Origin of the sequence: Pseudomonas chlororaphis subsp. chlororaphis (genome assembly GCF_003945765.1) — a bacterium.
GTDB classification, from domain to species: domain Bacteria; phylum Pseudomonadota; class Gammaproteobacteria; order Pseudomonadales; family Pseudomonadaceae; genus Aquipseudomonas; species Aquipseudomonas chlororaphis.
In genome coordinates this window covers 1281726-1305016 of record NZ_CP027712.1, presented here as the reverse complement: position 1 = coordinate 1305016, position 23291 = coordinate 1281726, and the positions used below count along the sequence as shown (strand labels likewise).

Sequence of the window (23291 nt, the reverse complement as noted above, 5' to 3'; positions counted from 1 at the left end):
CGACGCCGTACAACTGATACACCGCGTTATCGTTCATCGCGAGCAAGCTTCGCTCCTACAAGAAGACAGACGTTATTTCACCTGCCCCAGATTGGCCTCGCTGAGGTCCAGCTCGCCCAATACCTCGCGCAACACGTCGTCGCCGATCTGGTGCTGGCGGCTCAACCGATACAACTCCAGCCGTTGCGCCCGCAGCGCCTTCAAACGTAATTTGCGCTCCAGCAAGTCCATCTGAAACGCCAGCGCCTGGGCCTCGGCGGAATCGTTGAACACCTCCAGTTGATGGCGATACTCCGACATCAGCCGCCCCTTGAGCTCGGTGGCCAGCGCCGCCTGGGCCGCATCCGGCGAGCCGGCCCCATCGGCCACTTCCTCGGCCTCCAGGGCATGGATCGCCGCCTCGGCGGTTTTGCGCCAGGCGTCACGCACTTCGGCATGCCGCTTGTCGTCAGGACTCTTCTGGATGCCCCGCAGCAACAGCGGCAAGGCGATACAGGCGGCCACCAGCGACAACAGGATCACCCCGGCGGCAATGAAGATCAGCAGGTCGCGCTCGGGAAAAGCCTCGCCCGCTCCCAGCAACAGCGGCACCGACATGACGCCCGCCAGGGTCACCGCCCCGCGTACCCCGCCCACCGTCAGCAACCAGCAGGAACGCGCGGTCGGCACCAGGGTCAGTTCGCCCTTGCCACGCCAGCGGCGCAACAGGCCGGACAGGCGCCAGATGCTTTGCACCCAGATGAACCGCAGCACCAGCAATACCAGGAAGATCGCTCCCACATCCAGGCAGCGATAGAACAGGGTCGGCCACAAGGTGGTTTCGTGGCTGACCACGGCCTTGATGATGTCCGGCAGTTGCAGGCCCAACAGCAGAAAGATCAGGCCGTTGAAGGCGAACTCCAGCAGCGACCAGACGCTGCGGTTGAGCAAGCGCGTGCTGGTCTGCCGGGGCAACAGATCGAGCCAGCTCTGCATCATCCCCGCCGCCACCGCCGAGAGGATGCCCGAGGCTCCCAGGCGCTCGGCCAGCACGTAGGCGGCGAACGGCAGCAACAGCATGAACACCACATGGGTCGCCGGGTCGTCCCAGCCGCGGGCGATCATCCAGGCCCGCAAGCGCCCCACCAGCCAGCTCAGGGCCACGCCGACCGCCAGGCCGCCGACGGCCACCAGGACAAAAGTCAGGCTGGCATTGGCCAGGGAAAACACCCCGGTCACGGCTGCCGCCAGGGCGAACTTGAAGGTCACCAGGCCGGATGCGTCGTTCATCAGCGCCTCGCCCTGCAGCATGTGCATCAAGGGCGTCGGCAGGCGGTTCTGGGAAATCGCCGAGACCGCCACGGCGTCGGTCGGCGACAGCACCGCCGCCAGGGCGAAGGCCACCGGCAAGGGAATGGTCGGCAGCAACCAGTGAATGAAATAACCGGCTCCCACCACGGTGAACAGCACCAGGCCCACGGCCAGGGTCAGAATCGGCCCGCGCAGGCGCCACAGCTCACGCTTGGGCATGCGCCAGCCATCGGAGAACAGCAGCGGCGGCAGGAACAGGAACAGAAACAGTTCCGGGTCCAGGGCCACGTGCAGCCCCAGGGTGGGCCAGGCCAGCAAGGCCCCGGCGGCGATCTGCAGCAGCGGCAACGGCAACGGAATCACCCGTCCGACCAGCCGCGAGAGACTCACCAGCATCAGCAGGATAAGGACGGTATAAGCGGTTTGCATAAAGCGGTTTTCCCAATCGATCAGCAGCGGACTTCAGGCAACAGGTTACCGTCGAAGTGCCATATTAGCCGCTTAAGCTGGGGCCTCGCCGCTGCACAAAAGTCGCAAGCGGCCTATGCCGCTGTCACACAAAGCTACAAAGCCGGGCCTTCGCCGACGCCGAACCGCCGCGGGCATGGCATAATCCGTGACCTTTAACTCCAGCATCTCAAAAGGGGGCAATTCCTTGACCGCTTCAAGCAAAACGTTGCACCTTTTCGGCATCAAAGCCTGCGACACCATGAAAAAGGCGCGCACCTGGCTCGATGAACACGCTGTCAGCTATGACTTCCATGACTACAAAGCGGCCGGAATCGACCGCGAACACCTGGCCCAGTGGTGCAACGAGCACGGCTGGCAGGTGGTGCTGAACCGTGCGGGCACGACCTTTCGCAAACTCGACGACGAACGCAAAGCCGATCTCGACCAGGCGAAAGCGATCGAACTGATGCTCGCGCAACCCTCGATGATCAAGCGCCCGGTGCTCGATCTCGGCGACCGAACCCTGATTGGCTTCAAGCCCGATATCTACGCGGCAGAAATCAAATAACGCCTGCCCGCTCAATTTTGTAAGAGGTAACAGCATGTCCACTACCCTGTTCAGCCTGGCCTTTGGTGTCGGCACTCAAAACCGTCAAGGCGCGTGGCTGGAAGTGTTTTACGCCGCGCCCCTGCTCAAGCCGTCCGCGGAAATCGTTGCCGCCATCGCCCCGGTGCTGGGTTACAGCGAAGGCAACCAGGCCATCACCTTCACCACCACCCAGGCCGCAGAACTGGCCGACGCCCTGAAAAGCATCGACGCCACCCAGGCCGCGCTGCTGACCCGCCTGGCCGAGAGCCACAAGCCGCTGGTCGCCACCCTGCTGGCCGAAGACGCCCAGTTGACCTCCACCCCGGAGGCCTACCTGAAGCTGCACCTGCTGTCCCACCGCCTGGTCAAGCCGCACGGCCTGAACCTGGCCGGGATCTTCCCGCTGCTGCCGAACGTGGCCTGGACCAACCAGGGCGCGGTGGACCTCGGCGAACTGGCCGAGCGTCAACTGGAAGCCCGCCTGCGTGGCGAGCTGCTGGAAGTGTTCTCGGTGGACAAGTTCCCGAAAATGACCGACTACGTGGTACCGGCTGGCGTGCGTATCGCTGACGCCGCGCGTATCCGCCTGGGCGCCTATGTGGGCGAAGGCACCACCGTGATGCACGAAGGTTTCGTCAACTTCAACGCCGGCACCGAAGGCCCGGGCATGATCGAAGGCCGGGTGTCCGCCGGCGTGTTCGTCGGCAAGGGTTCGGACCTGGGCGGCGGTTGCTCGACCATGGGCACCCTGTCGGGCGGCGGCAACATCGTGATCAAGGTCGGCGAAGGCTGCCTGATCGGCGCCAACGCCGGTATCGGTATCCCACTGGGCGACCGCAACACCGTGGAATCGGGCCTGTACGTGACCGCCGGGACCAAGGTGGCGCTGCTGGACGAGAACAACCAGCTGGTCAAGGTGGTCAAGGCCCGCGAACTGGCCGGCCAGCCTGACCTGCTGTTCCGTCGCAATTCGGAGACCGGTGCCGTGGAGTGCAAGACCCACAAATCGGCCATCGAACTGAACGCAGCGCTGCACGCTCACAACTAAGCGTCACGCACCTCTACCTGTAGGAGCGAGGCTGGCCCGCGAAGCTTTGGGCTGCCTCGAGGCCCCCTTGGCGGGCAGCCTCGCTCCTACCGGTTACAGGTCCGGCGTATACCCGCCCATGTTCACCAGGGCCCGATAGCATGATGATTCCTTCTCCCTGGCGTGCCGACTTCCCGGCCATCGCCGCCCTGCAACGGCAGGACCAGACCTATCTGGACAACGCCGCCACCACGCAAAAACCCCAAGCCCTGCTGGATGCGCTGGCCCACTACTACGTCAATGGCGCGGCCAATGTGCATCGCGCGCAGCACCTGCCCGGCGCTCACGCCACCCAGGCGTTCGAGAACAGCCGGCACAAGGTGGCGCAGTGGCTGAACAGCGGTGACAGCGGGCAGATCATCTTTACCCACGGCGCGACCTCCGCGCTGAACCTCTTGGCCTATGGCCTGGAACACCAATTCAACCCGGGCGACGAAATCGTCATCAGCGCCCTGGAGCATCACGCCAACCTGCTGCCCTGGCAGCAACTGGCGCACCGTCGCGGCCTCAACCTGGTGGTTCTGCCGCTGGACGACGACGGCCTGATCGATCTCGACGCCGCGGCCCGCCTGATCGGCCCGCGCACCCGGCTGCTGGCCGTCAGCCAGCTGTCCAACGTGCTCGGTGCCTGGCAGCCCCTGCCGCAGTTGCTGGCCCTGGCCAAGGCGCACGCCGCCCTGACCGTGGTCGACGGCGCCCAGGGCGTGGTCCACGGCCGCCACGATGTGCAGGCGCTGGGCTGCGATTTCTATGTGTTCTCCAGCCACAAGCTCTACGGCCCGGACGGCGTCGGCGTGCTGTACGGGCGCACCGAGGCGCTGCAAGGCCTGCGTCACTGGCAGTTTGGTGGCGAGATGGTCCAGCAAGCCGAATACCAGCACGCCAGCTTCCGCCCCGCCCCGCTGGGTTTCGAAGCGGGTACGCCGCCGATCGCCAGCGTGATTGGTCTGGGCGCGACCCTGGATTACCTCAGCGGTCTCGACCAGGACGCCGTCAGCGCCCATGAAGCCGCGCTGCACGACTACCTGCTGCACGGCCTGCTGGCCCGCAAAGGCCTGCGCCTGTTGGGCAAGCCGCAGCTGGCGCTGGTCAGCTTCGTAGTCGATGGCGTGCACAACGCCGACCTGGCTCACCTGCTGACCGAACAGGGCATCGCCGTGCGCGCCGGGCATCACTGCGCCATGCCACTGCTGAAAAGCTTCGGCCTGGCCGGTGCGACCCGCGTATCCCTGGCGCTGTACAACGACTCCGAGGACCTGGAACGCTTCTTCGAGGCCCTTGATCAGGCGCTGGAGCTGTTGCGATGAGCCTGCCCGCCGAGGCCCTGGCGGCCCTCGACAGCTTTCAGGGCGCTCCCGGTTGGGAACAGCGCGCACGCTTGCTGATGCAATGGGGCGAACGCCTGGCACCGCTGAGCGACGCCGACAAGGTCGAGGCCAATCGGGTGCATGGCTGTGAAAGCCAGGTCTGGCTGGTGGGCACCTTGCAGGACGGTCACTGGCAGTTCGCTGCCAGCAGCGATGCACGCCTGATCCGTGGCCTGGTGGCCCTGCTGCTGGCGCGGGTCAACGGCTTGTCCGCCGAGGAACTGCAACGGGTGGACTTGCCGGACTGGTTCAATCAACTGGGCCTGTCGCGCCAGCTGTCGCCGTCGCGCAGCAATGGGCTGAACGCAGTATTGCAGCGGATGCGCGAGCTGGCTGGCAACTACTGATCCAATCGCGATCTACCCGACCCGAATCTCTGTAGCCGCTGCCGCAGGCTGCGATCGGCTCCGCAGGAGACGTGCTCTTGAGGCCCCCGGAAGCCCTTTCGGGCCTTATCGCAGCCTGCGGCAGCGGCTACAGGAATCTATTGCGTCAGATGGGTTTGACTCTGTCCGCCGGGCGCCGCACACCAGCCACCAGTTTGTCCACCGCCTTGGTCGCCGCGACCATGCCGAAAGTCGCGGTGACCATCATCACCGCGCCAAAACCGCCGGCGCAGTCGAGTTTCACGCCATCGCCGACAAAGCTCTTCTGCAGGCAGATGCTGCCGTCCGGTTTCGGGTAGCGCAGCTGCTCGGTGGAAAACACGCAAGGCACGCTGTAGTGACGGGTCACGGTGCGGGAAAACCCGTAGTCGCGCCGCAGGGTCGAGCGCACTTTCGAGGCCAGCGGGTCGTTGAAGGTGCGGTTCAGGTCGCAGACCTGGATCAGCGTCGGGTCGATCTGCCCGCCCGCGCCGCCGGTGGTGATGATCTGGATCTTGCGCCGTTTGCACCAGGCGATCAGCGCCGCCTTGGCGTTGACGCTGTCGATGCAGTCGATCACGCAATCGATGTTCGGCGTGATGTATTCGGCCATGGTCTCGCGGGTGACGAAGTCCGCCACCGCATGCACGGTGCAGGCCGGATTGATCCCGCGCAGGCGCTCGGCCATGACCTCGACCTTGGCCTTGCCGACCGTGCTGTCGAGGGCGTGCAGCTGCCGATTGCTGTTGCTGACGCAGACGTCGTCCAGGTCGAACAGCGAGATCTCGCCCACGCCACAACGGGCTATGGCTTCCGCCGCCCAGGAGCCGACCCCACCGACCCCGACGATCGCCACATGGGCGGCACGCAAGCGTTCCAGCCCCTCGATGCCATACAACCGGGCGACGCCAGCAAACCGCGGATCTTCTGTACTCATGACCATTACCCCAAAAACCGGCGCGCATTATAGGGCCGATGTCCGTCAAGAGCATCTTTGCCCTATGAATGGCAGTCGGGACTGCTTTAATGAGGGAACAATCTGAAAATTTCGTCGCCGAGAACTTAAATCAAGTTGAATTGCCCAACCTGCGGCTTTCCCCTGTGCGCTGTACGCTCAGTCGAAGGCCAGTGTAGGATGCGCGCCGCTTGGCGCATGCCGACCGTTCCCCCGTTCCACACCCTTTGGAACCCGAAATAGCTATGTCATCGCGTAAATTTGGACTCAACCTGGTGGTGGTTCTGGCAATCGCCGCCCTGTTCACCGGCTTCTGGGCACTGGTCAACCGCCCGGTTTCCGCCCCCAATTGGCCTGCACAAATCTCCGGCTTTTCCTACTCGCCTTTCCAGCTGGGCCAGTTCCCGCAGAAAGACCAGTTCCCGACCGACGACGAAATGCGTCGCGACCTGGAGATCATGAGCAAGCTGACCGACAACATTCGGACCTACTCGGTCGACGGCACGCTGGAGAACATCCCCAAGCTGGCGGAAGAGTTCGGCCTGCGCGTGACCCTCGGGATCTGGATCAGCCCGGACCTGGAGCGCAACGAGCGTGAAATCACCCGCGCCATCGACATCGCCAACAACTCGCGCAGTGTGGTGCGCGTGGTGGTCGGTAACGAAGCGATCTTCCGCAAGGAAATCACCGCCGACCAGTTGAGCGTCCTGCTCGATCGCGTACGGGCCGCGGTCAAGGTGCCGGTCACCACCTCCGAACAGTGGCACGTCTGGGAGGAACACCCGGAACTGGCCCAGCACGTCGACCTGATCGCCGCGCACGTCCTGCCCTACTGGGAATTCATCCCGATGGACAAGGCCGGGCAGTTCGTCCTCGACCGCGCCCGCGACCTGAAACAAATGTTCCCGAAAAAACCGCTGCTGCTGTCCGAGGTGGGCTGGCCGAGCAACGGCCGCATGCGTGGTGGCGCCGACGCCAGCCCGGCGGACCAGGCGATCTACCTGCGTAACCTGGTCAACAAGCTCAACCGCCAGGGCTACAACTACTTCGTGATCGAAGCCTTCGACCAGCCGTGGAAGGCCAGCGACGAAGGTTCGGTAGGCGCCTACTGGGGCGTGTTCAACGCCGCGCGCCAGCAGAAATTCAACTTCGAAGGCCCGGTGGTGGCGATCCCGCAATGGCGCGTGCTGGCCATCGGCTCGGTGGTCCTGGCGCTGCTGTCGCTGACCCTGCTGATGATCGACGGATCGGCCCTGCGCCAACGCGGGCGGACCTTCCTGACCTTCATCGCCTTCCTCTGCGGCTCGGTACTGGTGTGGATCGGCTACGACTACAGCCAGCAATACAGCACCTGGTTCAGCCTGACGGTGGGCTTCCTGCTCGCCCTGGGTGCGCTCGGGGTGTTCATCGTGTTGCTCACCGAGGCCCATGAACTGGCCGAGGCGGTCTGGGTGCACAAGCGCCGGCGCGAGTTCCTGCCGGTCGAAGGCGACTCCAACTACCGGCCGAAAGTCTCGATTCATGTGCCGTGCTACAACGAGCCGCCGGAGATGGTCAAACAGACCCTCAATGCCCTGGCCAACCTCGACTATCCGGACTTCGAAGTCCTGATCATCGACAACAACACCAAGGACCCGGCGGTCTGGGAGCCGGTGCAGGCCTATTGCGAAACCCTCGGCCCGCGCTTCAAGTTCTTCCACGTCGCGCCCCTGGCCGGTTTCAAGGGCGGCGCGCTGAACTACCTGATCCCGCACACCGCCAAGGACGCCGAAGTGATCGCGGTGATCGACTCGGACTACTGCGTCGATCGCAACTGGCTCAAGCACATGGTGCCGCACTTCGCCGACCCGAAGATCGCCGTGGTGCAATCGCCGCAGGATTACCGCGACCAGAACGAAAGCACCTTCAAGAAGCTCTGCTACGCGGAGTACAAAGGCTTCTTCCATATCGGCATGGTCACCCGCAACGACCGTGACGCGATCATCCAGCACGGCACCATGACCATGACCCGCCGTTCGGTCCTGGAAGAACTGGGCTGGGCCGACTGGTGCATCTGCGAAGACGCCGAGCTGGGCCTGCGGGTGTTCGAGAAAGGCCTGTCGGCGGCGTATTACCACACCAGCTACGGCAAGGGCCTGATGCCGGATACCTTCATCGACTTCAAGAAACAGCGTTTCCGCTGGGCCTATGGGGCGATCCAGATCATCAAGCGCCATACCGCCAGCCTGCTGCGCGGCAAGGACACCGAGCTGACCCGTGGCCAGCGCTACCACTTCCTCGCGGGCTGGCTGCCGTGGGTGGCGGACGGCATGAACATCTTCTTCACCCTCGGCGCCCTGCTCTGGTCGGCGGCGATGATCATCGTGCCGCAGCGCGTCGATCCGCCGTTGCTGATCTTCGCGATCCCGCCCCTGGCGCTGTTCGTGTTCAAGGTCGGCAAGATCATCTTCCTCTACCGCCGGGCGGTCGGGGTCAACCTCAAGGACGCGTTCTGCGCGGCCGTGGCGGGCCTGGCGTTGTCCCACACCATCGCCAAGGCGGTGCTGTACGGCTTCTTCACCAGTAGCATTCCGTTCTTCCGCACGCCGAAGAACGCCGACAACCACGGCTTCTGGGTGGCGATCTCGGAAGCCCGGGAAGAGCTGTTCATCATGCTGCTGTTGTGGGGCGCGGCGCTGGGCATCTACCTGGTGCAGGGCGGCCTGCCGAGCAACGACATGCGCTTCTGGGTGACCATGTTGCTGGTGCAGTCGCTGCCGTATGTGGCGGCACTGGTCATGGCCTTCCTGTCGTCGCTGCCAAAACCGCTTGCCGAAAGCGCACCGGTGGCGGCTGCATAAATCGCGGCAAAGCACTAAACGGCGGCCTCTGGCCGCCGTTTTGCTTTAAGATATCCGCCATTTTGCGCGCCTTGCCCCATTACCGTAGGAGCGAGGCTTGCCCGCGATAGCCACGACGCGGTTTGCCTGAGACACCTCAGGTTTTCCATCGCGGGCAAGCCTCGCGCCTACACATAACGCCTTGCACCGGAGTTTCCCCATGACGGCCCACGCCGACCTTTCGCCGACCCTGCAACTCGCCTGTGACCTGATCCGCCGCCCGTCGGTGACGCCGGTCGACGCCGACTGCCAGAAGCTGATGATGCAGCGCCTGGGCGATGCCGGCTTCAAGCTGGAGCCGATGCGCATCGAGGATGTGGATAACTTCTGGGCCAGCCACGGCAAGCACGAAGGCCCGGTGCTGTGTTTCGCCGGCCATACCGACGTGGTACCGACCGGCCCGGTCCAGGCCTGGCAGAACGACCCGTTCGACGCGTTGATCGACGAGCACGGCATGCTCTGCGGGCGCGGCGCGGCGGACATGAAAGGCAGCCTCGCGGCGATGCTGGTGGCGGCCGAGCGTTTTGTCGCCGACTACCCGGACCACAAAGGCTCGGTGGCCTTCCTGATCACCAGCGACGAAGAAGGCCCGGCCCACCACGGCACCAAGGCGGTGGTCGAGCGCCTGGCGGCGCGCAAGGAGCGCCTGGACTGGTGCATCGTCGGCGAGCCGTCGAGCACCAGCCTGGTCGGTGACGTGGTCAAGAACGGCCGTCGCGGCTCCCTCGGTGCCAAACTCACGGTGCGCGGCGTGCAGGGCCACGTGGCCTACCCGCACCTGGCCAAGAACCCGATCCACCTGGCAGCCCCGGCCCTGGCCGAACTGGCCGCGGAACATTGGGACGACGGTAATGCCTTCTTCCCGCCCACCAGCTTCCAGATTTCCAACCTGAATTCCGGCACCGGCGCGACCAACGTGATCCCTGGCGAGCTGGTGGCAGTGTTCAACTTCCGCTTCTCCACCGAATCCACGGTCGAAGGCCTGCAACAGCGCGTGGCCACCATCCTCGACAAGCACGGCCTGGACTGGCATGTGGAGTGGGCGTTGTCGGGCCTGCCGTTCCTCACCGAACCGGGCGCCCTGCTCGACGCTGTGTCGGCCAGCATCAAGGACGTCACCGGCCGCGAGACCAAGGCCTCCACCAGCGGCGGCACCTCCGACGGGCGTTTCATCGCCACCCTCGGCACCCAGGTGGTCGAGCTGGGCCCGGTCAACGCCACCATCCACCAGGTCAACGAGCGCGTGCTGGCCAGCGACCTCGACGTGCTGACCGAAATCTACTACCAGACCCTGATCAAGTTGCTCGCCTGATGCTTGCCTGCCCTATCTGCGCGGCGCCCCTGAGCGCCGTCGACAACGGTGTCGTGTGCCCGGCCGGGCACCGCTTCGACCGCGCCCGCCAGGGTTACCTGAACCTGCTGCCGGTGCAGCACAAGAACAGCCGCGACCCGGGCGACAACCAGGCCATGGTCGAAGCCCGCCGCGACTTTCTCAATGCCGGCCATTACGCCCCGGTGGCCAGGCGCCTGGCCGAACTGGCCGCCGAGCGCGCCCCGCAGCGCTGGGTCGATATCGGTTGCGGCGAGGGTTACTACACCGCCCAGATCGCCGAAGCCCTGCCCCAGGCGGACGGTTATGCCCTGGACATCTCCCGGGAAGCGGTCAAGCGCGCCTGCCGCCGTGCCCCGCAGCTGACCTGGTTGATCGCCAGCATGGCCCGGGTGCCCCTGGCCGATGCCAGTTGCCAGTTCCTCGCCAGTGTCTTCAGCCCGCTGGACTGGCAGGAAGCCAAGCGCCTGCTCAGCCCTGGCGGCGGACTGATGAAGGTCGGACCGACCAGCGGCCACCTGATGGAATTGCGCGAGCGCCTGTACGACGAGGTCCGCGAATACACCGACGACAAACACCTGGCGCTGGTGCCCGCGGGCATGGCGCTGCAACACAGTGAAACCCTGGACTTCAAGCTGACGCTGAGCAATCCGCAGGATCGCGCCAACCTGCTGGCCATGACGCCCCACGGCTGGCGCGCCAGTGCCGAACGCCGGGCCAGCGTGATCGAGCAGGCCGAGCCCTTCGAGGTCAGCGTGTCGATGCGCTACGATTACTTCGTGCTGCAATAACCCATTAATCCACGGCCTCGAGCAGCAACTCGAGGCCGAATAAATCCGCGAATGGATTTTTCAGACCCGCAGTGAGGACATCCATGCGCCAACCGGATATCGAGATTTACCTGAAAGACGCCGACGTCGACCACAAGGCCATCGCCGCCTGGCTCGGTGCGGCCCTGGGCCCGTGCAGCGACTGGGTGCAGAAAGGCCAGACCTACAAATGCAAGGCGGGCAGCGTGCCAGTGACCTGGCTGCCGAAAGCCGTGGGCAAATGGAACAGCCTGTACCTGGAAAGCGACCAGACGCCGTGGGACGACGACATCGCCTGCGCCCGCGCCGCCTTCGCCGCGCTGAACGTCGAAGTGCGCTGCGCACCGGGCAGCTGGGTCGAGGAAGAAGGTGAGGAATCGGCCGACCGCTGGATTCGCATCAGCGCCGACGGGGAAGAAGAGATTACCTGGCGTACCGCCTGATTCTGCTTACTGTAGGAGCGAAGCTTGCCCGCGATAGCGCTTTACCTGACACAACGCTATCGCGAGCAAGCCTCGCTCCTACAAGGCACAGCGCTTACAAGCCGACTACATCCTCTGCCTGCAAACCCTTCTGCCCCTCTACCACGGCGTATTCAACCTGCTGCCCTTCGGTCAGCGAGCGGTGGCCTTCACCACGAATAGCACGGTAGTGGACAAATACATCAGCACCACCTTCACGCTGAATGAAGCCGTAGCCCTTGGCGTCGTTGAACCACTTCACGCTGCCGGTCTCGCGAGTTGCCATCAATCCATCCTCCGTCTTTTTATTATCAGTCGGCTTACTGAAACGAAGCCGTGAGAACTTTCGCCTGGACCTGGGTTTCTATTGATGGGCCCCGCATGCCCAGGCGTCAGTCGGGCGAGTATATGACAGGCAGAAAAACTCTCAACTCAATCTTGTTTGCCGCTTTTTTGCCGATTTTCGGTGAATCCGGCACACTAGCCGCCCCGAGCAACTGCTCGGTTTTTTCCACTAAAGCAGAAGCCGTATGACCCGCTCCCCGTTCCGCCGTCTTGTGTTTGGCACCTTGCGCCGACTGTTGTACCTCTGGGTTCGCTCGGAGACGATCAACCAGTCGTCCTTCACCCTCAACCTCGACCGCAGTCGTCCGGTGTTCTACGTCCTGCAAAACCCTTCGCTCACCGACCTTGCCGTGGTCGATACCGAGTGCACCAAGGCCGGGTTGCCGCGCCCGGTGCTGCCGGTCTCGGTGGGTAACCTGCTGGAACCCGCCGCGTTTTTCTACCTGACCCCGGCCCCGGACTGGCTCGGCCGCCAGGACAAGCGCGGCGCGCCACCAACCCTGACCCGTCTGGTCAGCGCCCTGAGCCAGAATGCCGCCGAAGACGCGCAGATCATTCCGGTCAGCGTGTTCTGGGGTCAATCGCCCGACAGCGAATCGAGCCCATGGAAACTGCTGTTCGCCGACAGCTGGGCAGTCACCGGGCGTCTGCGCCGGCTGCTGAGCATCATGATCCTGGGCCGCAAGACCCGGGTGCAATTTTCCGCGCCGATTCACCTACGCGAACTGATCGAACACAACAAGGGCCACGAGCGCACCGTGCGCATGGCCCAGCGCATCCTGCGGGTGCACTTTCGCAACCTGAAGGCCGCGGTGATCGGCCCGGACATTTCCCACCGGCGCAACCTGGTCAAGGGCCTGCTGAACCAGCCACTGGTCAAGCAGGCGATCCTCGACGAAGCCGAACGGGAAAAGATCTCCCCGGAAAAGGCCAAGGCCGTGGCCCTGCGTTATGGCAACGAGATCGCCTCGGACTACACCTTCACCGCGATCCGCTTCCTCGAAGTGGTGCTGAGCTGGTTCTGGAACAAGATCTACGACGGGATCAAGGTCAACCACATCGAAAGCGTGCAGAAAGTCGCCCCGGGCCACGAAGTGATCTATGTGCCCTGCCACCGCAGCCACATCGACTACCTGCTGCTGTCCTACCTGCTGTTTCGCAACGGCCTGACTCCGCCGCACATCGCCGCCGGGATCAACCTGAACATGCCGGTGATCGGCAGCCTGCTGCGAAGGGGTGGAGCGTTCTTCATGCGCCGCACCTTCAAGGGCAACCCGCTCTACACCTCGGTGTTCAACGAATACCTGCACACCCTGTTCACCAAGGGTTTCCCGGTGGAGTACTTCGTCGAGGGCGGACGCTCGCGCACCGGGCGCATGCTGCAACCGAAAACCGGGATGCTGGCCATCACCCTGCGCAGCTTCCTGCGCTCCTCGCGCATGCCGATCGTCTTCGTCCCGGTGTACATCGGCTACGAGCGCGTGCTGGAAGGCCGCACCTACCTGGGCGAACTGCGCGGCGCGAGCAAGAAGAAAGAGTCGATCTTCGACATCTTCAAGGTCATCGGCGCCCTCAAGCAGCGTTTCGGCCAGGTGGCGGTGAACTTCGGCGAGCCGATCAAGCTGGCCGAGTTCCTCGACCAGGAACAGCCAGGCTGGCGCGCCCAGGAGCTGGGTCCGCAGTTCAAGCCGGCCTGGCTCAACGAAACCACCAACCGCCTGGGTGAAAAAGTCGCCCAGCACTTGAACGAGGCGGCGGCGATCAATCCGGTCAACCTGGTGGCCCTGGCGCTGCTGTCTACCAGCCGCCTGGCCCTCGACGACCGCGCCATGGCCCGGGTCCTGGACCTGTACCTGGCACTGCTGCGCAAGGTTCCCTACTCGCCCCACACCACCCTGCCGGAAGGCGATGGCCGGGCCTTGATCGAGCATGTGAAGGACATGGACCTGCTGTCCGAGCAGAGCGATGCCCTGGGCAAGATCCTCTACCTAGACGAGCAGAACGCCGTCCTGATGACCTACTACCGCAACAACGTGCTGCACATCTTCGCCCTGCCGGCGTTGCTGGCGAGCTTCTTCCAGAGCTCGTCGCGCATGAGCCGCGAACAGATCCTGCGCTACACCCGGGCGCTGTACCCCTACCTGCAGTCGGAGCTGTTCATCCGTTGGTCCCTGGACGAGCTGGACGGGGTGATCGACCAATGGCTGGAGGCCTTCGTCGAGCAAGGCCTGCTGCGCTTCGAGAAGGAGCTGTACCTGCGTCCGGCCCCAAGCTCGCGGCATTTCGTGCTGCTGACCCTGCTGTCCAAGAGCATCGCCCAGACCCTACAGCGCTTCTACATGGCCATCTCGCTGCTGCTCAACAGCGGCCAGCGCAGCATCAGCGCCGAAGAGCTGGAAGACCTGTGCACGGTCATGGCCCAGCGCCTGTCGATCCTGCATGGCCTGAATGCCCCGGAGTTCTTCGACAAGAGCCTGTTCCGCCACTTCATCCAGACCTTGCTGGAGCAGGACGTGCTGCGCCGCGACGAGGCCGGCAAGCTGAGCTACCACGAACTGCTCGGCGAACTGGCCGAGGGCGCGGCCAAGCGCGTGCTGCCGGCGGAGATTCGCCTGTCGATCCGCCAGGTGGCCCTGCATCGCAGCGAAGATGCCGCCGAGCAGGTCGCCGCACCGCAGCAAAGCGACTAGATTCTTATCGGCGCCAGGCGGTTTCTGGCGCCCCCCGATACGGAGATCCAACATGAAAAAGTTCACCCTGCTCGCCCTTGCCACCCTGCTCGGGGCCTGTAACAGCATGCAACCTGCCAGCAAAGCCAGCCTCGATGGCGAAGTCTTCTACCTGCAACGCATCGCCCTGCCGCCAGCCGCCACCCTGAGCGTCAGCCTGCAGGACGTGTCGCTGGCCGACGCCCCCGCGGTGCTGCTGGCCGAACAGAAAGGCCCGGTCAAAGGCCAGGTGCCGCTGCCCTTCCACCTCAGCTACGACCCGGCCCAGGTCAAACCCGGGCACCGTTATTCGGTCAGCGCGCGGATCGAAGTGGCTGGCAAACTGCTGTTCGTCACCACCGAGCACAACGGGGTGAAACTCGACGGCAGCGATCCGCAACCGCTGAAAATCCGCGTCGACGCGGTTCGCTAATCCCTTTTCTCGAACAAGGAAGCTGCCATGCTCCGTTCTTCCCTTCGCTTCACCAGCCTGTGCGCCGGTCTGCTGATCTGTGCCAGTGCCCTGGCGCTGTCCCTCGGCGACCTGTCGCAGCAAGACGCCACCGGCGGCCTCAAGGATGCCCTGACCCAGGGAGCCCAGGTCGCGGTCAAACAACTGGGCACCGCCGGCGGTTTCAGCAACAACCCGGATGTGCGCATCGAACTGCCGGGCAACCTCGGCAAAGTGGCGAAGAAAATGAAGCAGTTCGGCATGGGCGCCCAGGTCGAGGAACTCGAGACCAGCATGAACAAGGCCGCCGAGGCCGCCGTGCCGCAGGCCCAGGCGCTGCTGGTGGATGCCGTGAAGAAGATGAGCGTGGAGGACGCCAAGGGCATTCTCAGCGGTGGCAAGGATTCCGCCACCCAGTACCTGAGCAAGACCAGCCGCGAACAGATCCGCGTGAAGTTCCTGCCGATCGTCAAGCAGGCCACCGACCAGGTGGGCCTGGCCAAGCAGTACAACGCCTTCGCCGGCCAGGCCGCCACCTTCGGCGTGCTGGATGCGAAGAACGCGAATATCGAAAGCTACGTGACCGAACAGGCGCTCAACGGCCTGTTCGAGATGATCGGCAAACAGGAAGCGACCATTCGCGAGAACCCGGCGGCAGCGGCCACCAGCCTGGCGAAAAAAGTCTTCGGTACCCTGTAACCCCTACCTGTAGGAGCGGCCGGTCGACGCTCGATTGCCCGCGATCTAGACGCCGCGGTGTGCCTGACACACCGCGGCGTCTAGATCGCGGGCAAGCCTCGCTCCTACAGGCGAATCAGGTTTTCCTGACCCGGAACCACGCCGCATACAACGCCGGCAGAAACAGCAGGGTCAGCGCCGTCGCGACAATCAGCCCGCCCATGATCGCCACCGCCATCGGCCCGAAGAACACGCTGCGTGACAACGGGATCATCGCCAGCACCGCCGCCAGCGCGGTCAGCACGATCGGCCGGAAACGCCTGACCGTCGCCTCGATGATCGCCTGCCACGGCGTGAGCCCGGCAGCGATGTCCTGCTCGATCTGATCCACCAGGATCACCGAGTTGCGCATGATCATCCCCGACAGCGCGATGGTCCCGAGCATCGCCACGAAGCCGAACGGCTGACGGAACACCATCAGGAACAGGGTCACACCGATCAGCCCCAGCGGCGCGGTGAGGAACACCATCGCCGTGCGCGAGAAGCTGCGCAGTTGCAGCATCAGCAGGGTCAGCACCACCACGATGAACAGCGGCACGCCGGCCTTCACCGAGTTCTGCCCACGCGCCGAGTCTTCCACGGTGCCGCCGACGTCCAGCAGATAACCGTCCGGCAGTTCGGCGCGGATCGGCTCCAGGGTCGGCAGGATCTGCTGCACCAGGGTCGCCGGCTGTTCCTTGCCATAGATGTCGGCCCGCACGGTGACGTTCGGCAGGCGGTTGCGGTGCCAGATGATGCCTTCCTCGAAGCCGTACTCCAGGGTCGCGACCTGCGACAGCGCCACGCTCTTGCCGTTGTCGGTGGGCACCGCCAGGCTCGACAGCAGCGACAGCTCGGTGCGTTCATGCAAGGTCCCGCGCAGCAGGATCTCGATCAACTCGTTGTCTTCGCGGTACTGGCTGACGCTGGAACCGGTCAGCGAGCTTTGCAGGAATTTCGCCAGGTTGGCGGTACTCACGCCCAGGGCCCGCGCACGGTCCTGATCGATATTGAGGTAGACCACCTTGCTCGGTTCTTCCCAATCCAGGTGCACGTTGACCACGTGGGGGTTCTCGCGGACCTTGGCCGCCACCTTGCGCGCCAGGGCCCGCACCTCTTCGATGTGCTCGCCGGTGACGCGGAACTGCACCGGGTAGCCCACGGGCGGGCCGTTCTCCAGGCGGGTGACCCGCGAACGCAGGGCCGGGAACTGCTCGTCGAGGGTTTCGATCAGCCAGCTGCGCAGGCTTTCACGCTCCTCGATGGTCTTGGCCAGCACCACGAACTGGGCAAAACTCGCCGCCGGCAGTTGCTGGTCCAGGGGCAGGTAGAAACGCGGCGAACCGGTGCCGACGTAAGCCACATAGTTATCGATGCCGGCGTGATCCTTGAGCATCGCCTCCAGGCGCTTGACCTGATCGGCGGTGTTGCTCAGGGATGCGCCCTCGGCCAGTTTCAGGTCGACCATCAGCTCCAGGCGCCCGGAAGCCGGGAAGAACTGCTGCGGCACGAAGCGGAACAGCATCACCGAGGCAATGAACAGCAGCACGGTCAAGGCGATCACGGTCTTGCGCCGGCGCACGCACCATTCCACCATCCGCCGCACCCGCTGATAGAACGGCGTGCCGTACGGATCGGGCTGGCCGTCGGCGCTGCCGTGCTTGGCCGCATGCAGCTTGGCCAGGTCCGGCAGCAGCTTCTCGCCCAGGTAGGGTACGAACACCACCGCGGCGATCCATGAGGCCAGCAAGGCGATGGTCACCACCTGGAAGATCGAACGGGTGTATTCGCCGGTGCCGGACTGCGCCGTGGCGATCGGCAGGAAACCCGCGGCGGTGATCAGGGTGCCGGTGAGCATCGGGAACGCCGTGCTGGTCCAGGCGTAGCTGGCGGCCTTGAGCCGGTCGTAGCCCTGCTCCATCTTGATCGCCATCATCTCCACCGCGATGATCGCGTCGTCCACCAGCAGGCCCAGGGCCAGCACCAGCGCGCCGAGGGAGATCTTGTGCAGGCCGATCCCCAGGTAGTACATGGTGGCGAAGGTCATCGCCAGCACCAGCGGAATCGCCAGGGCCACCACCATGCCGGTGCGCACGCCGAGGGAAAAGAAGCTCACCAGCAGCACGATCGCCAGGGCTTCCACCAGCACCTGGACGAACTCGCCGACGCCGGTCTTCACCGCGGCCGGCTGGTCGGAGACCTTGCGCAGCTCCATGCCGGCGGGGAGGTTTTTCTGGATCCGGGCGAACTCCAGTTCCAGGGCCTTGCCCAGCACCAGGATGTCGCCGCCATCCTTCATCGCCACGGCCAGGCCGATTGCGTCCTGGCCCATGAAACGCATGCGCGGCGCCGGTGGATCGTTGAAGCCGCGATGCACATCCGCCACATCACCGATACGGAAGGTGCGGTCGGCCACCCGGATCGGGAAGTTACTGATCTGCTCGACGCTCTGGAAATTACCGGACACCCGCAATTGCAGACGCTCGCTGCTGGTCTCGAAGAAGCCGGCGGTGGACACCGCGTTCTGCTCCTCCAGGGCCTGCTGCACCGCCGCTAGGGGCAGACCCAAGGTCGCCAGCTTGACGTTCGACAGCTCGATCCAGACCTTCTCGTCCTGCAAGCCCAGCAGGTCGACCTTGCCCACGTCCTTGACCCGCTGCAGCTGGATCTGGATGCGGTCGGCGTAATCCTTGAGCACTGCGTAGTCGAAACCGTCGCCGGTCAGCGCATAGATATTGCCAAAGGTGGTGCCGAACTCATCGTTGAAGAACGGGCCCTGGATACCCGGCGGCAGGGTATGGCGAATATCGCTGATCTTCTTGCGTACCTGATACCAGAGCTCGGGGATCTGGTTCGAGTGCATCGAGTCGCGCGCCATGAAGGTCACCTGGGACTCGCCCGGGCGGGAAAACGAGACGATGCGCTCGTATTCACCGGTTTCCATCAATTTCTTTTCGATGCGTTCGGTGACCTGCCGGGAAACCTCCTGGGCCGTGGCGCCCGGCCAGTTGGTGCGGATCACCATGGCCTTGAAGGTGAAGGGCGGGTCTTCGCTCTGGCCCAGCTTGGTGTAGGACAACGCCCCGACAATGGCCAGCAACAGCATCAGGAACAGCACGATCTGGCGGTTGCGCAACGCCCATTCGGAAAGATTGAAACCCATCGGGGATTACTCCTTGGCCGCCAGATTGACCACGCGGTTGGAGCGATCCACCGGGCGCACCTGCTGCCCCTCATGGAGCACATGCACACCCGCCGCCACCACCCAGTCGCTGACCCCGAGGCCTTCGAGCACCGGCACGCTCTTTTCGCCAAAGGCGCCAAGGCGCACCGGGGTCTTTTTCAGAATGTTGTTGGCGTCGACCCGCCAGACATAGGCGGCACCGTTTTCCGCGGTCACCGCCGACAGCGGCACCGACAGCGGCACACTGCCCGCTGTCTGAATGAACACTCGGGCACTCTGCCCCAGTTCGGCCGGGACCTTGCCGGCGGTAAAGGCGATGCGGGCAGCGAAGGTACGGGAGCGTGGGTCGGCGGCCGGCGACAGCTCGCGGATCTGCCCGGCGAAACGCTGGTCGGGCTGGCTCCACAACTCCACCGACACCGGCTGGCCGATGCGGAAACGGCCGAAACCCTGCTCCGGCAGGCTGATCAGCACTTCCCGCTCGCCGTCGGTAGCCAGGGTAAAGACGGTCTGGCCGGCGGCGACCACCTGCCCGACCTCGACCGTGCGCCGGGCCACGACACCGTCCTGGGGCGCGCGCAGCACGGCGTAACCGGCCTGGTTGCTGGCCACGTCGAACTCGGCCTTGATCTGCTTGAGCCGGGCCAGGCCGGAGCGATATAGATTCTCGGCGTTGTCGTACTGGGAACGGCTAACCAGTTGCCGATCCATCAGGGTCTTGTAGCGGTCACGCTCGGAGCGCACCAGGTTCAGGTTGGCTTCGGCCGCCGCCACCTGGGCCCGGGTGGCTTCCAGTTGCAGCCGCACGTCCTGCGGATCGAGCTCGGCCAATGGCTGGTCGGCTTTCACCCGCTGCCCCTCATCGACCAGTCGTCGGCTGACCTTGCCCCCAATCCGGAACGCCAGGTCCGGTTCGTAACGCGCGCGGACCTCGCCGGGGTAGCTGTCCATGGCCTGCGCCGCAGGCTCTGGCTGCACCACTATGGCCGGGCGAACGGTGGTTTGCGCCGTTTCTTCATGTCCGCACGCGGACAGCAGAACGGCCAGGCTGACGGGCAACGCGAGGGGTAAGGCATAGCGGAACATGGCGGGGGACCTTTCGCTAAGGGTGCTTCGAATAATTATACTGGCGGGCATGTTATTAATAGCAAACTCACCAGTCCAGTATTAAAGCGAAGAATGTCCGACAATCTTTCCACCTCAAACGGCCCCGGCCGCCCCAAGGACCTGGCAAAACGCCAGGCCATCCTCGAAGCCGCGAAAGCGCTGTTCCTGAGCAATGGCTACGCCAACACCAGCATGGACGCGGTAGCCGCCGAAGCCGGTGTTTCCAAGCTGACGGTGTACAGCCATTTCAACGACAAGGAGACCCTGTTCTCCGCCGCGGTGATGGCCAAATGCGAGGAGCAGTTGCCGACGCTGATTTTCGAGCTGCCGGCCGGCATGCCGATCGAAAGCGTGTTGCTGAACATTGGCCGGGGCTTTCACCTGCTGATCAACAGCGAAGAATCCTTGAACCTGCATCGCCTGATCATGGCCCTGGGCAGCCAGGATCCGAAGCTCTCGCAGATCTTCTTCGAGGCCGGACCGCAGCGCATGGTGCAAGGCATGGAGCGGCTGCTGACCAGGATTGACCAGAGCGGTGCCCTGCGCATCGACAAACCGCGCAATGCCGCCGAGCACTTCTTCTGCCTGCTCAAGGGCGCGGCGAACTTTCGTCTGCTCTACGACTGCGGCGAGCCGCTGAGCGACGAAGCCGCCGAGGAGCATGTGCGGGAAGTGGTGGGGTTGTTCATGCGGGCGTATCGGCCGGGGTCGGCCTGAGGTTGTGCCAACGGAGCGAGCGGGACGCCCGGTCCCTGCTCGCTATAGACAGCCGAAAGGCCCGATAAAGATCAGGCCTTGAGCGCCTTCTTCGGATAGATATCGTAACGGCTGGATTTGCCATCCAGCGCATGGCTCGGCTTGGGGCCTGCGATGCACGGCGCCTTGCGCGGGCGCTTGACCACCACCCGGTGGCTGGCCAGGGCCAGGGCGGCCTCCAGCAGCGCCGGGGCGTCCGGGTCGTCCCCGACCAGTGGGCGGAACAGGCGCATTTCCTTTTTCACCAGCGCGGTCTTTTCCCGATGCGGGAACATCGGGTCCAGGTAGATCACCTGGGGAGGCTCGCCCTCCCAATTGCGCATCACCTCGATCGAGTTGCCCTTGAGCAGGTGCATGCGCGCCACGATCGGCGCCACCTCGAAATCCTCTCCCGCCCGGGCCAGGCCGTCTTCGAGCAAGGCGCCGATCAAGGGCTGGCGCTCGATCAGGCTCATCTCGCAGCCGAGGCTGGCCAGGACGAACGCATCCTTGCCCAGCCCCGCCGTGGCATCCAGGATCCGCGGGCGCACGCCCTGGGCAATCCCCACCGCCTTGGCAATCATCTGCCCGCTACCGCCGCCATACAGCCGCCGGTGCGCCGCGCCACCCTCGACAAAGTCCACCCGCACCGGCCCTGGCGCATCGGCGCCGAGCTGCTGCAGTTGCAAGCCCTGCTCGCCGACCTGCAGGGCGAACTCCGCCTCGTCGATCTGCAATGGCAGCCCCAGTCGCTCGGCCCAATGCGCGGCCTGCGGCTGGAATGCCTCGGCCAAGGCCTCGACTTTGATACGGCAGGCCGCTGGTTGCTCACTCATCTGAAAACACGCTCAAAAAATTAATGATCGGCAAAAACTGCCGATAAAAGAACTATCCGGCATTTTGCCAGAGCTGAGCGTCGACCCGAGAGAAATGTCAGACATTCGAAGCCTATCCATTGGCGTCATATCGCCCCACGGCGATTACGGCCTAAAAAATTCCCAGGCACTGAGCGGCGTCAGCCATCTGTGGCAGGATTTTTTTGCCCAGGCGCTGGCCGAGCAACGCGGCGATGGCACGAAGGTCACTGACGACAATTCTCCGGTGGCCGTGGACGGCCCGACCGAACCCCATGGCGGCAGCGACCTGCTGGCGCAAATCGTTACCCAGCGTCATTGCGACGTCCAGGACACCGAGATCCGCCCGCCGGAACCGTTGTTCCTGCCGATCGCCGAGTTCGAGACCGAGCTGCTGGACAAACCGTTTCCGCCGTTCCCACCGGAAGAAATCGCCGCCCAGCAACACCAGCAAGACTTCGAAAGCGGCTGGGTACGCCCCATTGTCCTCAATGCCGGCCAGCCCCTGCCCGAGCCGGGCCCGGCGCCGCAACCGCGGCCGTTGCACCTGCCGATCGCCGAATTCGAACTGGAGCTGCTGGACAAACCCTTCCCGCCCTTCCCGCCGCAAGAGCTCATCGAGCAACAGAAACAGTTCGATTTCGATACCGGCTGGGCGCGTCCGCTGATCCTGCAGAACCTGCGGATCGCCGCCTGACCTCAAGCCGGTTTCACCGACAGATCCACTACCGGCAATGGCGCCCAGCGGCAACCCGACCGCTCAGTCCTTGAACAACTGATTGATCTGCCCGAACGGCAAAGCCTGGTCGGCAAAGTCGAAGCTGCCGTGGTCGCGGATTTCCTGCGCCGCCTGATAGAAGGCGCCATAGGCGGCCCGCGCCAGGGCCGAACCGACGCTGATCCGCTTCACCCCCAGCTCGCTCAACTGCGCCAGGGTCAATTTCAGGCCGCCCGACATCAGCACGTTGACCGGTTTGGGCGCCACCGCGCGGACCACGGCGATGATTTCCTCGGCCGAGCGCAACCCAGGCGCATACAGCACATCGGCGCCGGCCTCGGCATAGGCTTGCAGGCGGCGAAGGGTGTCCGGCAGGTCCTGCCGGCCATGCAGCAGGTTTTCCGCCCGTGCCGTGAGCACAAAGGGAAAAGGCAATTGCCGCACTGCGGCGACCGACGCCTCGATACGCTCGACCGCCAGTTTGAAGTCATAGATCGGATCATCGGCCCGGCCCGTGGCGTCTTCGATGGAGCCGCCCACCACCCCGCAGGCGGCCGCTTGGCGCAGGGTCCGGGCACAGCCTTCGGGGCTGTCGGAAAAACCGTTCTCCAGGTCCACCGCCACCGGCAGGCTGCTGGCGCCGACTATGGCGCGAACGTTACCCAGGGTGTCCTCCAGGGACAAGGCACCTTCGGCGTCGGGGCGCCCCAGGGAAAAAGCCAAACCGGCGCTGGTGGTCGCCAGAGCCTCGAAGCCGAGGCTGGCCAGCATCTTGGCGGAGCCCGCGTCCCAGGGGTTGGGAATCACGAAAGCCCGATCACGCTCATGCAGGGCCTTGAAGGTTTGGGCACGAAGGGTTTGCGCATCCATTGGCGGACTCCTGGACAGGG

Annotated in this window: 20 protein-coding genes; 13 read left to right on the top strand and 7 right to left on the bottom strand. The window is 64.4% G+C overall.

Annotated features, from left to right (window positions below; genetic code table 11):
- Positions 1-72: 72 nt before the first annotated feature.
- Positions 73-1719 (bottom strand): Na+/H+ antiporter, encoded by a 1647-nt coding sequence (locus C4K27_RS05780; RefSeq protein ID WP_053259791.1) that lies wholly within the window; start codon positions 1717-1719, stop codon positions 73-75.
- Between the two features lie 280 nt (positions 1720-1999).
- On the opposite strand from C4K27_RS05780, the gene C4K27_RS05775 reads away from it, so the two are divergent.
- From C4K27_RS05775 to C4K27_RS05760, 4 genes are all read left to right on the top strand, one after another.
- Complete coding sequence (locus tag C4K27_RS05775; RefSeq protein ID WP_238437447.1) at positions 2000-2308, top strand: arsenate reductase; 309 nt, start codon at positions 2000-2002, stop codon at positions 2306-2308.
- Positions 2309-2342: 34 nt separating this feature from the next.
- On the top strand, positions 2343-3377 hold the full coding sequence (gene dapD, locus C4K27_RS05770; protein ID WP_007924084.1) for a 2,3,4,5-tetrahydropyridine-2,6-dicarboxylate N-succinyltransferase: 1035 nt from the start codon (positions 2343-2345) through the stop codon (positions 3375-3377).
- A gap of 140 nt (positions 3378-3517) precedes the next feature.
- Positions 3518-4723 (top strand): aminotransferase class V-fold PLP-dependent enzyme, encoded by a 1206-nt coding sequence (locus C4K27_RS05765; protein ID WP_053259790.1) that lies wholly within the window; start codon positions 3518-3520, stop codon positions 4721-4723.
- The gene (locus tag C4K27_RS05760; RefSeq protein WP_007924086.1) at positions 4720-5130 is read left to right on the top strand and encodes a SufE family protein; all 411 of its coding nucleotides are present in this window, start codon (positions 4720-4722) and stop codon (positions 5128-5130) included. The genes C4K27_RS05765 and C4K27_RS05760 overlap by 4 nt, the downstream gene beginning before the upstream one ends.
- A gap of 145 nt (positions 5131-5275) precedes the next feature.
- Here the strand turns inward: C4K27_RS05760 and tcdA are convergent, their stop codons facing one another.
- Positions 5276-6085, bottom strand: coding sequence for a tRNA cyclic N6-threonylcarbamoyladenosine(37) synthase TcdA (gene tcdA / locus C4K27_RS05755; protein WP_009042375.1), 810 nt, complete (start codon positions 6083-6085; stop codon positions 5276-5278).
- A gap of 263 nt (positions 6086-6348) precedes the next feature.
- Here tcdA and C4K27_RS05750 point away from each other — a divergent pair, with 263 nt between their 5' ends.
- From C4K27_RS05750 to C4K27_RS05735, 4 genes are all read left to right on the top strand, one after another.
- A complete protein-coding gene (locus C4K27_RS05750) occupies positions 6349-8943 on the top strand; it encodes a glycosyltransferase (RefSeq protein ID WP_053259789.1) in 2595 nt (864 codons plus the stop codon).
- A gap of 199 nt (positions 8944-9142) precedes the next feature.
- The gene (dapE, locus tag C4K27_RS05745; protein WP_053259788.1) at positions 9143-10294 is read left to right on the top strand and encodes a succinyl-diaminopimelate desuccinylase; all 1152 of its coding nucleotides are present in this window, start codon (positions 9143-9145) and stop codon (positions 10292-10294) included.
- A complete protein-coding gene (locus tag C4K27_RS05740; RefSeq protein ID WP_007927919.1) occupies positions 10294-11103 on the top strand; it encodes a putative RNA methyltransferase in 810 nt (269 codons plus the stop codon). The genes dapE and C4K27_RS05740 overlap by 1 nt, the downstream gene beginning before the upstream one ends.
- An 83-nt stretch (positions 11104-11186) precedes the next feature.
- Positions 11187-11564: a hypothetical protein gene (locus C4K27_RS05735; RefSeq protein ID WP_007927921.1), complete on the top strand. Its 378-nt coding sequence runs from the start codon at positions 11187-11189 to the stop codon at positions 11562-11564.
- A 94-nt stretch (positions 11565-11658) separates the two neighbouring features.
- Here C4K27_RS05735 and C4K27_RS05730 read toward each other — a convergent pair whose 3' ends face one another.
- The gene (locus tag C4K27_RS05730; RefSeq protein WP_007927922.1) at positions 11659-11868 is read right to left on the bottom strand and encodes a cold-shock protein; all 210 of its coding nucleotides are present in this window, start codon (positions 11866-11868) and stop codon (positions 11659-11661) included.
- Between the two features lie 244 nt (positions 11869-12112).
- On the opposite strand from C4K27_RS05730, the gene plsB reads away from it, so the two are divergent.
- The 3 genes from plsB to C4K27_RS05715 are packed head-to-tail and all read left to right on the top strand — an operon-like array spanning position 12113 to position 15785.
- Positions 12113-14617 carry a glycerol-3-phosphate 1-O-acyltransferase PlsB gene (gene plsB / locus C4K27_RS05725; protein ID WP_053259787.1) on the top strand — a complete coding sequence of 835 codons (2505 nt, stop codon included), beginning with the start codon at positions 12113-12115 and terminating at the stop codon, positions 14615-14617.
- 52 nt (positions 14618-14669) lie between these two features.
- Complete coding sequence (locus C4K27_RS05720; protein ID WP_053259786.1) at positions 14670-15068, top strand: YbaY family lipoprotein; 399 nt, start codon at positions 14670-14672, stop codon at positions 15066-15068.
- A 27-nt stretch (positions 15069-15095) separates the two neighbouring features.
- Positions 15096-15785, top strand: a complete 690-nt coding sequence (locus C4K27_RS05715; protein WP_053259785.1) for a DUF4197 domain-containing protein — start codon at positions 15096-15098, stop codon at positions 15783-15785.
- 115 nt (positions 15786-15900) lie between these two features.
- Here the strand turns inward: C4K27_RS05715 and C4K27_RS05710 are convergent, their stop codons facing one another.
- Together C4K27_RS05710 and C4K27_RS05705 are read right to left on the bottom strand one after the other, a co-directional pair.
- Positions 15901-18966, bottom strand: a complete 3066-nt coding sequence (locus C4K27_RS05710; protein ID WP_053259784.1) for an efflux RND transporter permease subunit — start codon at positions 18964-18966, stop codon at positions 15901-15903.
- A 6-nt stretch (positions 18967-18972) separates the two neighbouring features.
- Positions 18973-20073, bottom strand: coding sequence for an efflux RND transporter periplasmic adaptor subunit (locus tag C4K27_RS05705; RefSeq protein ID WP_053259783.1), 1101 nt, complete (start codon positions 20071-20073; stop codon positions 18973-18975).
- A gap of 93 nt (positions 20074-20166) precedes the next feature.
- Between C4K27_RS05705 and C4K27_RS05700 the strand changes: the two genes are divergently transcribed.
- Positions 20167-20811 carry a TetR/AcrR family transcriptional regulator gene (locus tag C4K27_RS05700; protein ID WP_053259782.1) on the top strand — a complete coding sequence of 215 codons (645 nt, stop codon included), beginning with the start codon at positions 20167-20169 and terminating at the stop codon, positions 20809-20811.
- A 71-nt stretch (positions 20812-20882) separates the two neighbouring features.
- Here C4K27_RS05700 and C4K27_RS05695 read toward each other — a convergent pair whose 3' ends face one another.
- Positions 20883-21665: a class I SAM-dependent methyltransferase gene (locus C4K27_RS05695; RefSeq protein WP_009047192.1), complete on the bottom strand. Its 783-nt coding sequence runs from the start codon at positions 21663-21665 to the stop codon at positions 20883-20885.
- Positions 21666-21759: 94 nt separating this feature from the next.
- On the opposite strand from C4K27_RS05695, the gene C4K27_RS05690 reads away from it, so the two are divergent.
- The gene (locus C4K27_RS05690; protein WP_053259781.1) at positions 21760-22380 is read left to right on the top strand and encodes a hypothetical protein; all 621 of its coding nucleotides are present in this window, start codon (positions 21760-21762) and stop codon (positions 22378-22380) included.
- Positions 22381-22443: 63 nt separating this feature from the next.
- On the opposite strand, the gene C4K27_RS05685 is transcribed toward C4K27_RS05690, so the two are convergent.
- Positions 22444-23271 carry an isocitrate lyase/PEP mutase family protein gene (locus C4K27_RS05685; RefSeq protein WP_053259780.1) on the bottom strand — a complete coding sequence of 276 codons (828 nt, stop codon included), beginning with the start codon at positions 23269-23271 and terminating at the stop codon, positions 22444-22446.
- Positions 23272-23291: the final 20 nt, after the last annotated feature.

Excerpts from the sequence above, each read along its gene's own strand:
- tcdA (WP_009042375.1), bottom strand. The coding sequence starts at position 6,085 with ATGAGTACAGAAGATCCGCGGTTTGCTGGCGTCGCCCGGTTGTATGGC.
- C4K27_RS05760 (WP_007924086.1), top strand. The coding sequence starts at position 4,720 with ATGAGCCTGCCCGCCGAGGCCCTGGCGGCCCTCGACAGCTTTCAGGGC.
- C4K27_RS05750 (WP_053259789.1), top strand. The coding sequence starts at position 6,349 with ATGTCATCGCGTAAATTTGGACTCAACCTGGTGGTGGTTCTGGCAATC.
- C4K27_RS05740 (WP_007927919.1), top strand. The coding sequence starts at position 10,294 with ATGCTTGCCTGCCCTATCTGCGCGGCGCCCCTGAGCGCCGTCGACAAC.
- C4K27_RS05780 (WP_053259791.1), bottom strand. The coding sequence starts at position 1,719 with ATGCAAACCGCTTATACCGTCCTTATCCTGCTGATGCTGGTGAGTCTC.
- C4K27_RS05705 (WP_053259783.1), bottom strand. The coding sequence starts at position 20,073 with ATGTTCCGCTATGCCTTACCCCTCGCGTTGCCCGTCAGCCTGGCCGTT.
- C4K27_RS05720 (WP_053259786.1), top strand. The coding sequence starts at position 14,670 with ATGAAAAAGTTCACCCTGCTCGCCCTTGCCACCCTGCTCGGGGCCTGT.
- plsB (WP_053259787.1), top strand. The coding sequence starts at position 12,113 with ATGACCCGCTCCCCGTTCCGCCGTCTTGTGTTTGGCACCTTGCGCCGA.
- C4K27_RS05730 (WP_007927922.1), bottom strand. The coding sequence starts at position 11,868 with ATGGCAACTCGCGAGACCGGCAGCGTGAAGTGGTTCAACGACGCCAAG.
- C4K27_RS05700 (WP_053259782.1), top strand. The coding sequence starts at position 20,167 with ATGTCCGACAATCTTTCCACCTCAAACGGCCCCGGCCGCCCCAAGGAC.
- C4K27_RS05685 (WP_053259780.1), bottom strand. The coding sequence starts at position 23,271 with ATGGATGCGCAAACCCTTCGTGCCCAAACCTTCAAGGCCCTGCATGAG.
- dapE (WP_053259788.1), top strand. The coding sequence starts at position 9,143 with ATGACGGCCCACGCCGACCTTTCGCCGACCCTGCAACTCGCCTGTGAC.
- C4K27_RS05710 (WP_053259784.1), bottom strand. The coding sequence starts at position 18,966 with ATGGGTTTCAATCTTTCCGAATGGGCGTTGCGCAACCGCCAGATCGTG.
- C4K27_RS05690 (WP_053259781.1), top strand. The coding sequence starts at position 21,760 with ATGTCAGACATTCGAAGCCTATCCATTGGCGTCATATCGCCCCACGGC.
- dapD (WP_007924084.1), top strand. The coding sequence starts at position 2,343 with ATGTCCACTACCCTGTTCAGCCTGGCCTTTGGTGTCGGCACTCAAAAC.
- C4K27_RS05695 (WP_009047192.1), bottom strand. The coding sequence starts at position 21,665 with ATGAGTGAGCAACCAGCGGCCTGCCGTATCAAAGTCGAGGCCTTGGCC.
- C4K27_RS05765 (WP_053259790.1), top strand. The coding sequence starts at position 3,518 with ATGATGATTCCTTCTCCCTGGCGTGCCGACTTCCCGGCCATCGCCGCC.
- C4K27_RS05715 (WP_053259785.1), top strand. The coding sequence starts at position 15,096 with ATGCTCCGTTCTTCCCTTCGCTTCACCAGCCTGTGCGCCGGTCTGCTG.
- C4K27_RS05775 (WP_238437447.1), top strand. The coding sequence starts at position 2,000 with ATGAAAAAGGCGCGCACCTGGCTCGATGAACACGCTGTCAGCTATGAC.
- C4K27_RS05735 (WP_007927921.1), top strand. The coding sequence starts at position 11,187 with ATGCGCCAACCGGATATCGAGATTTACCTGAAAGACGCCGACGTCGAC.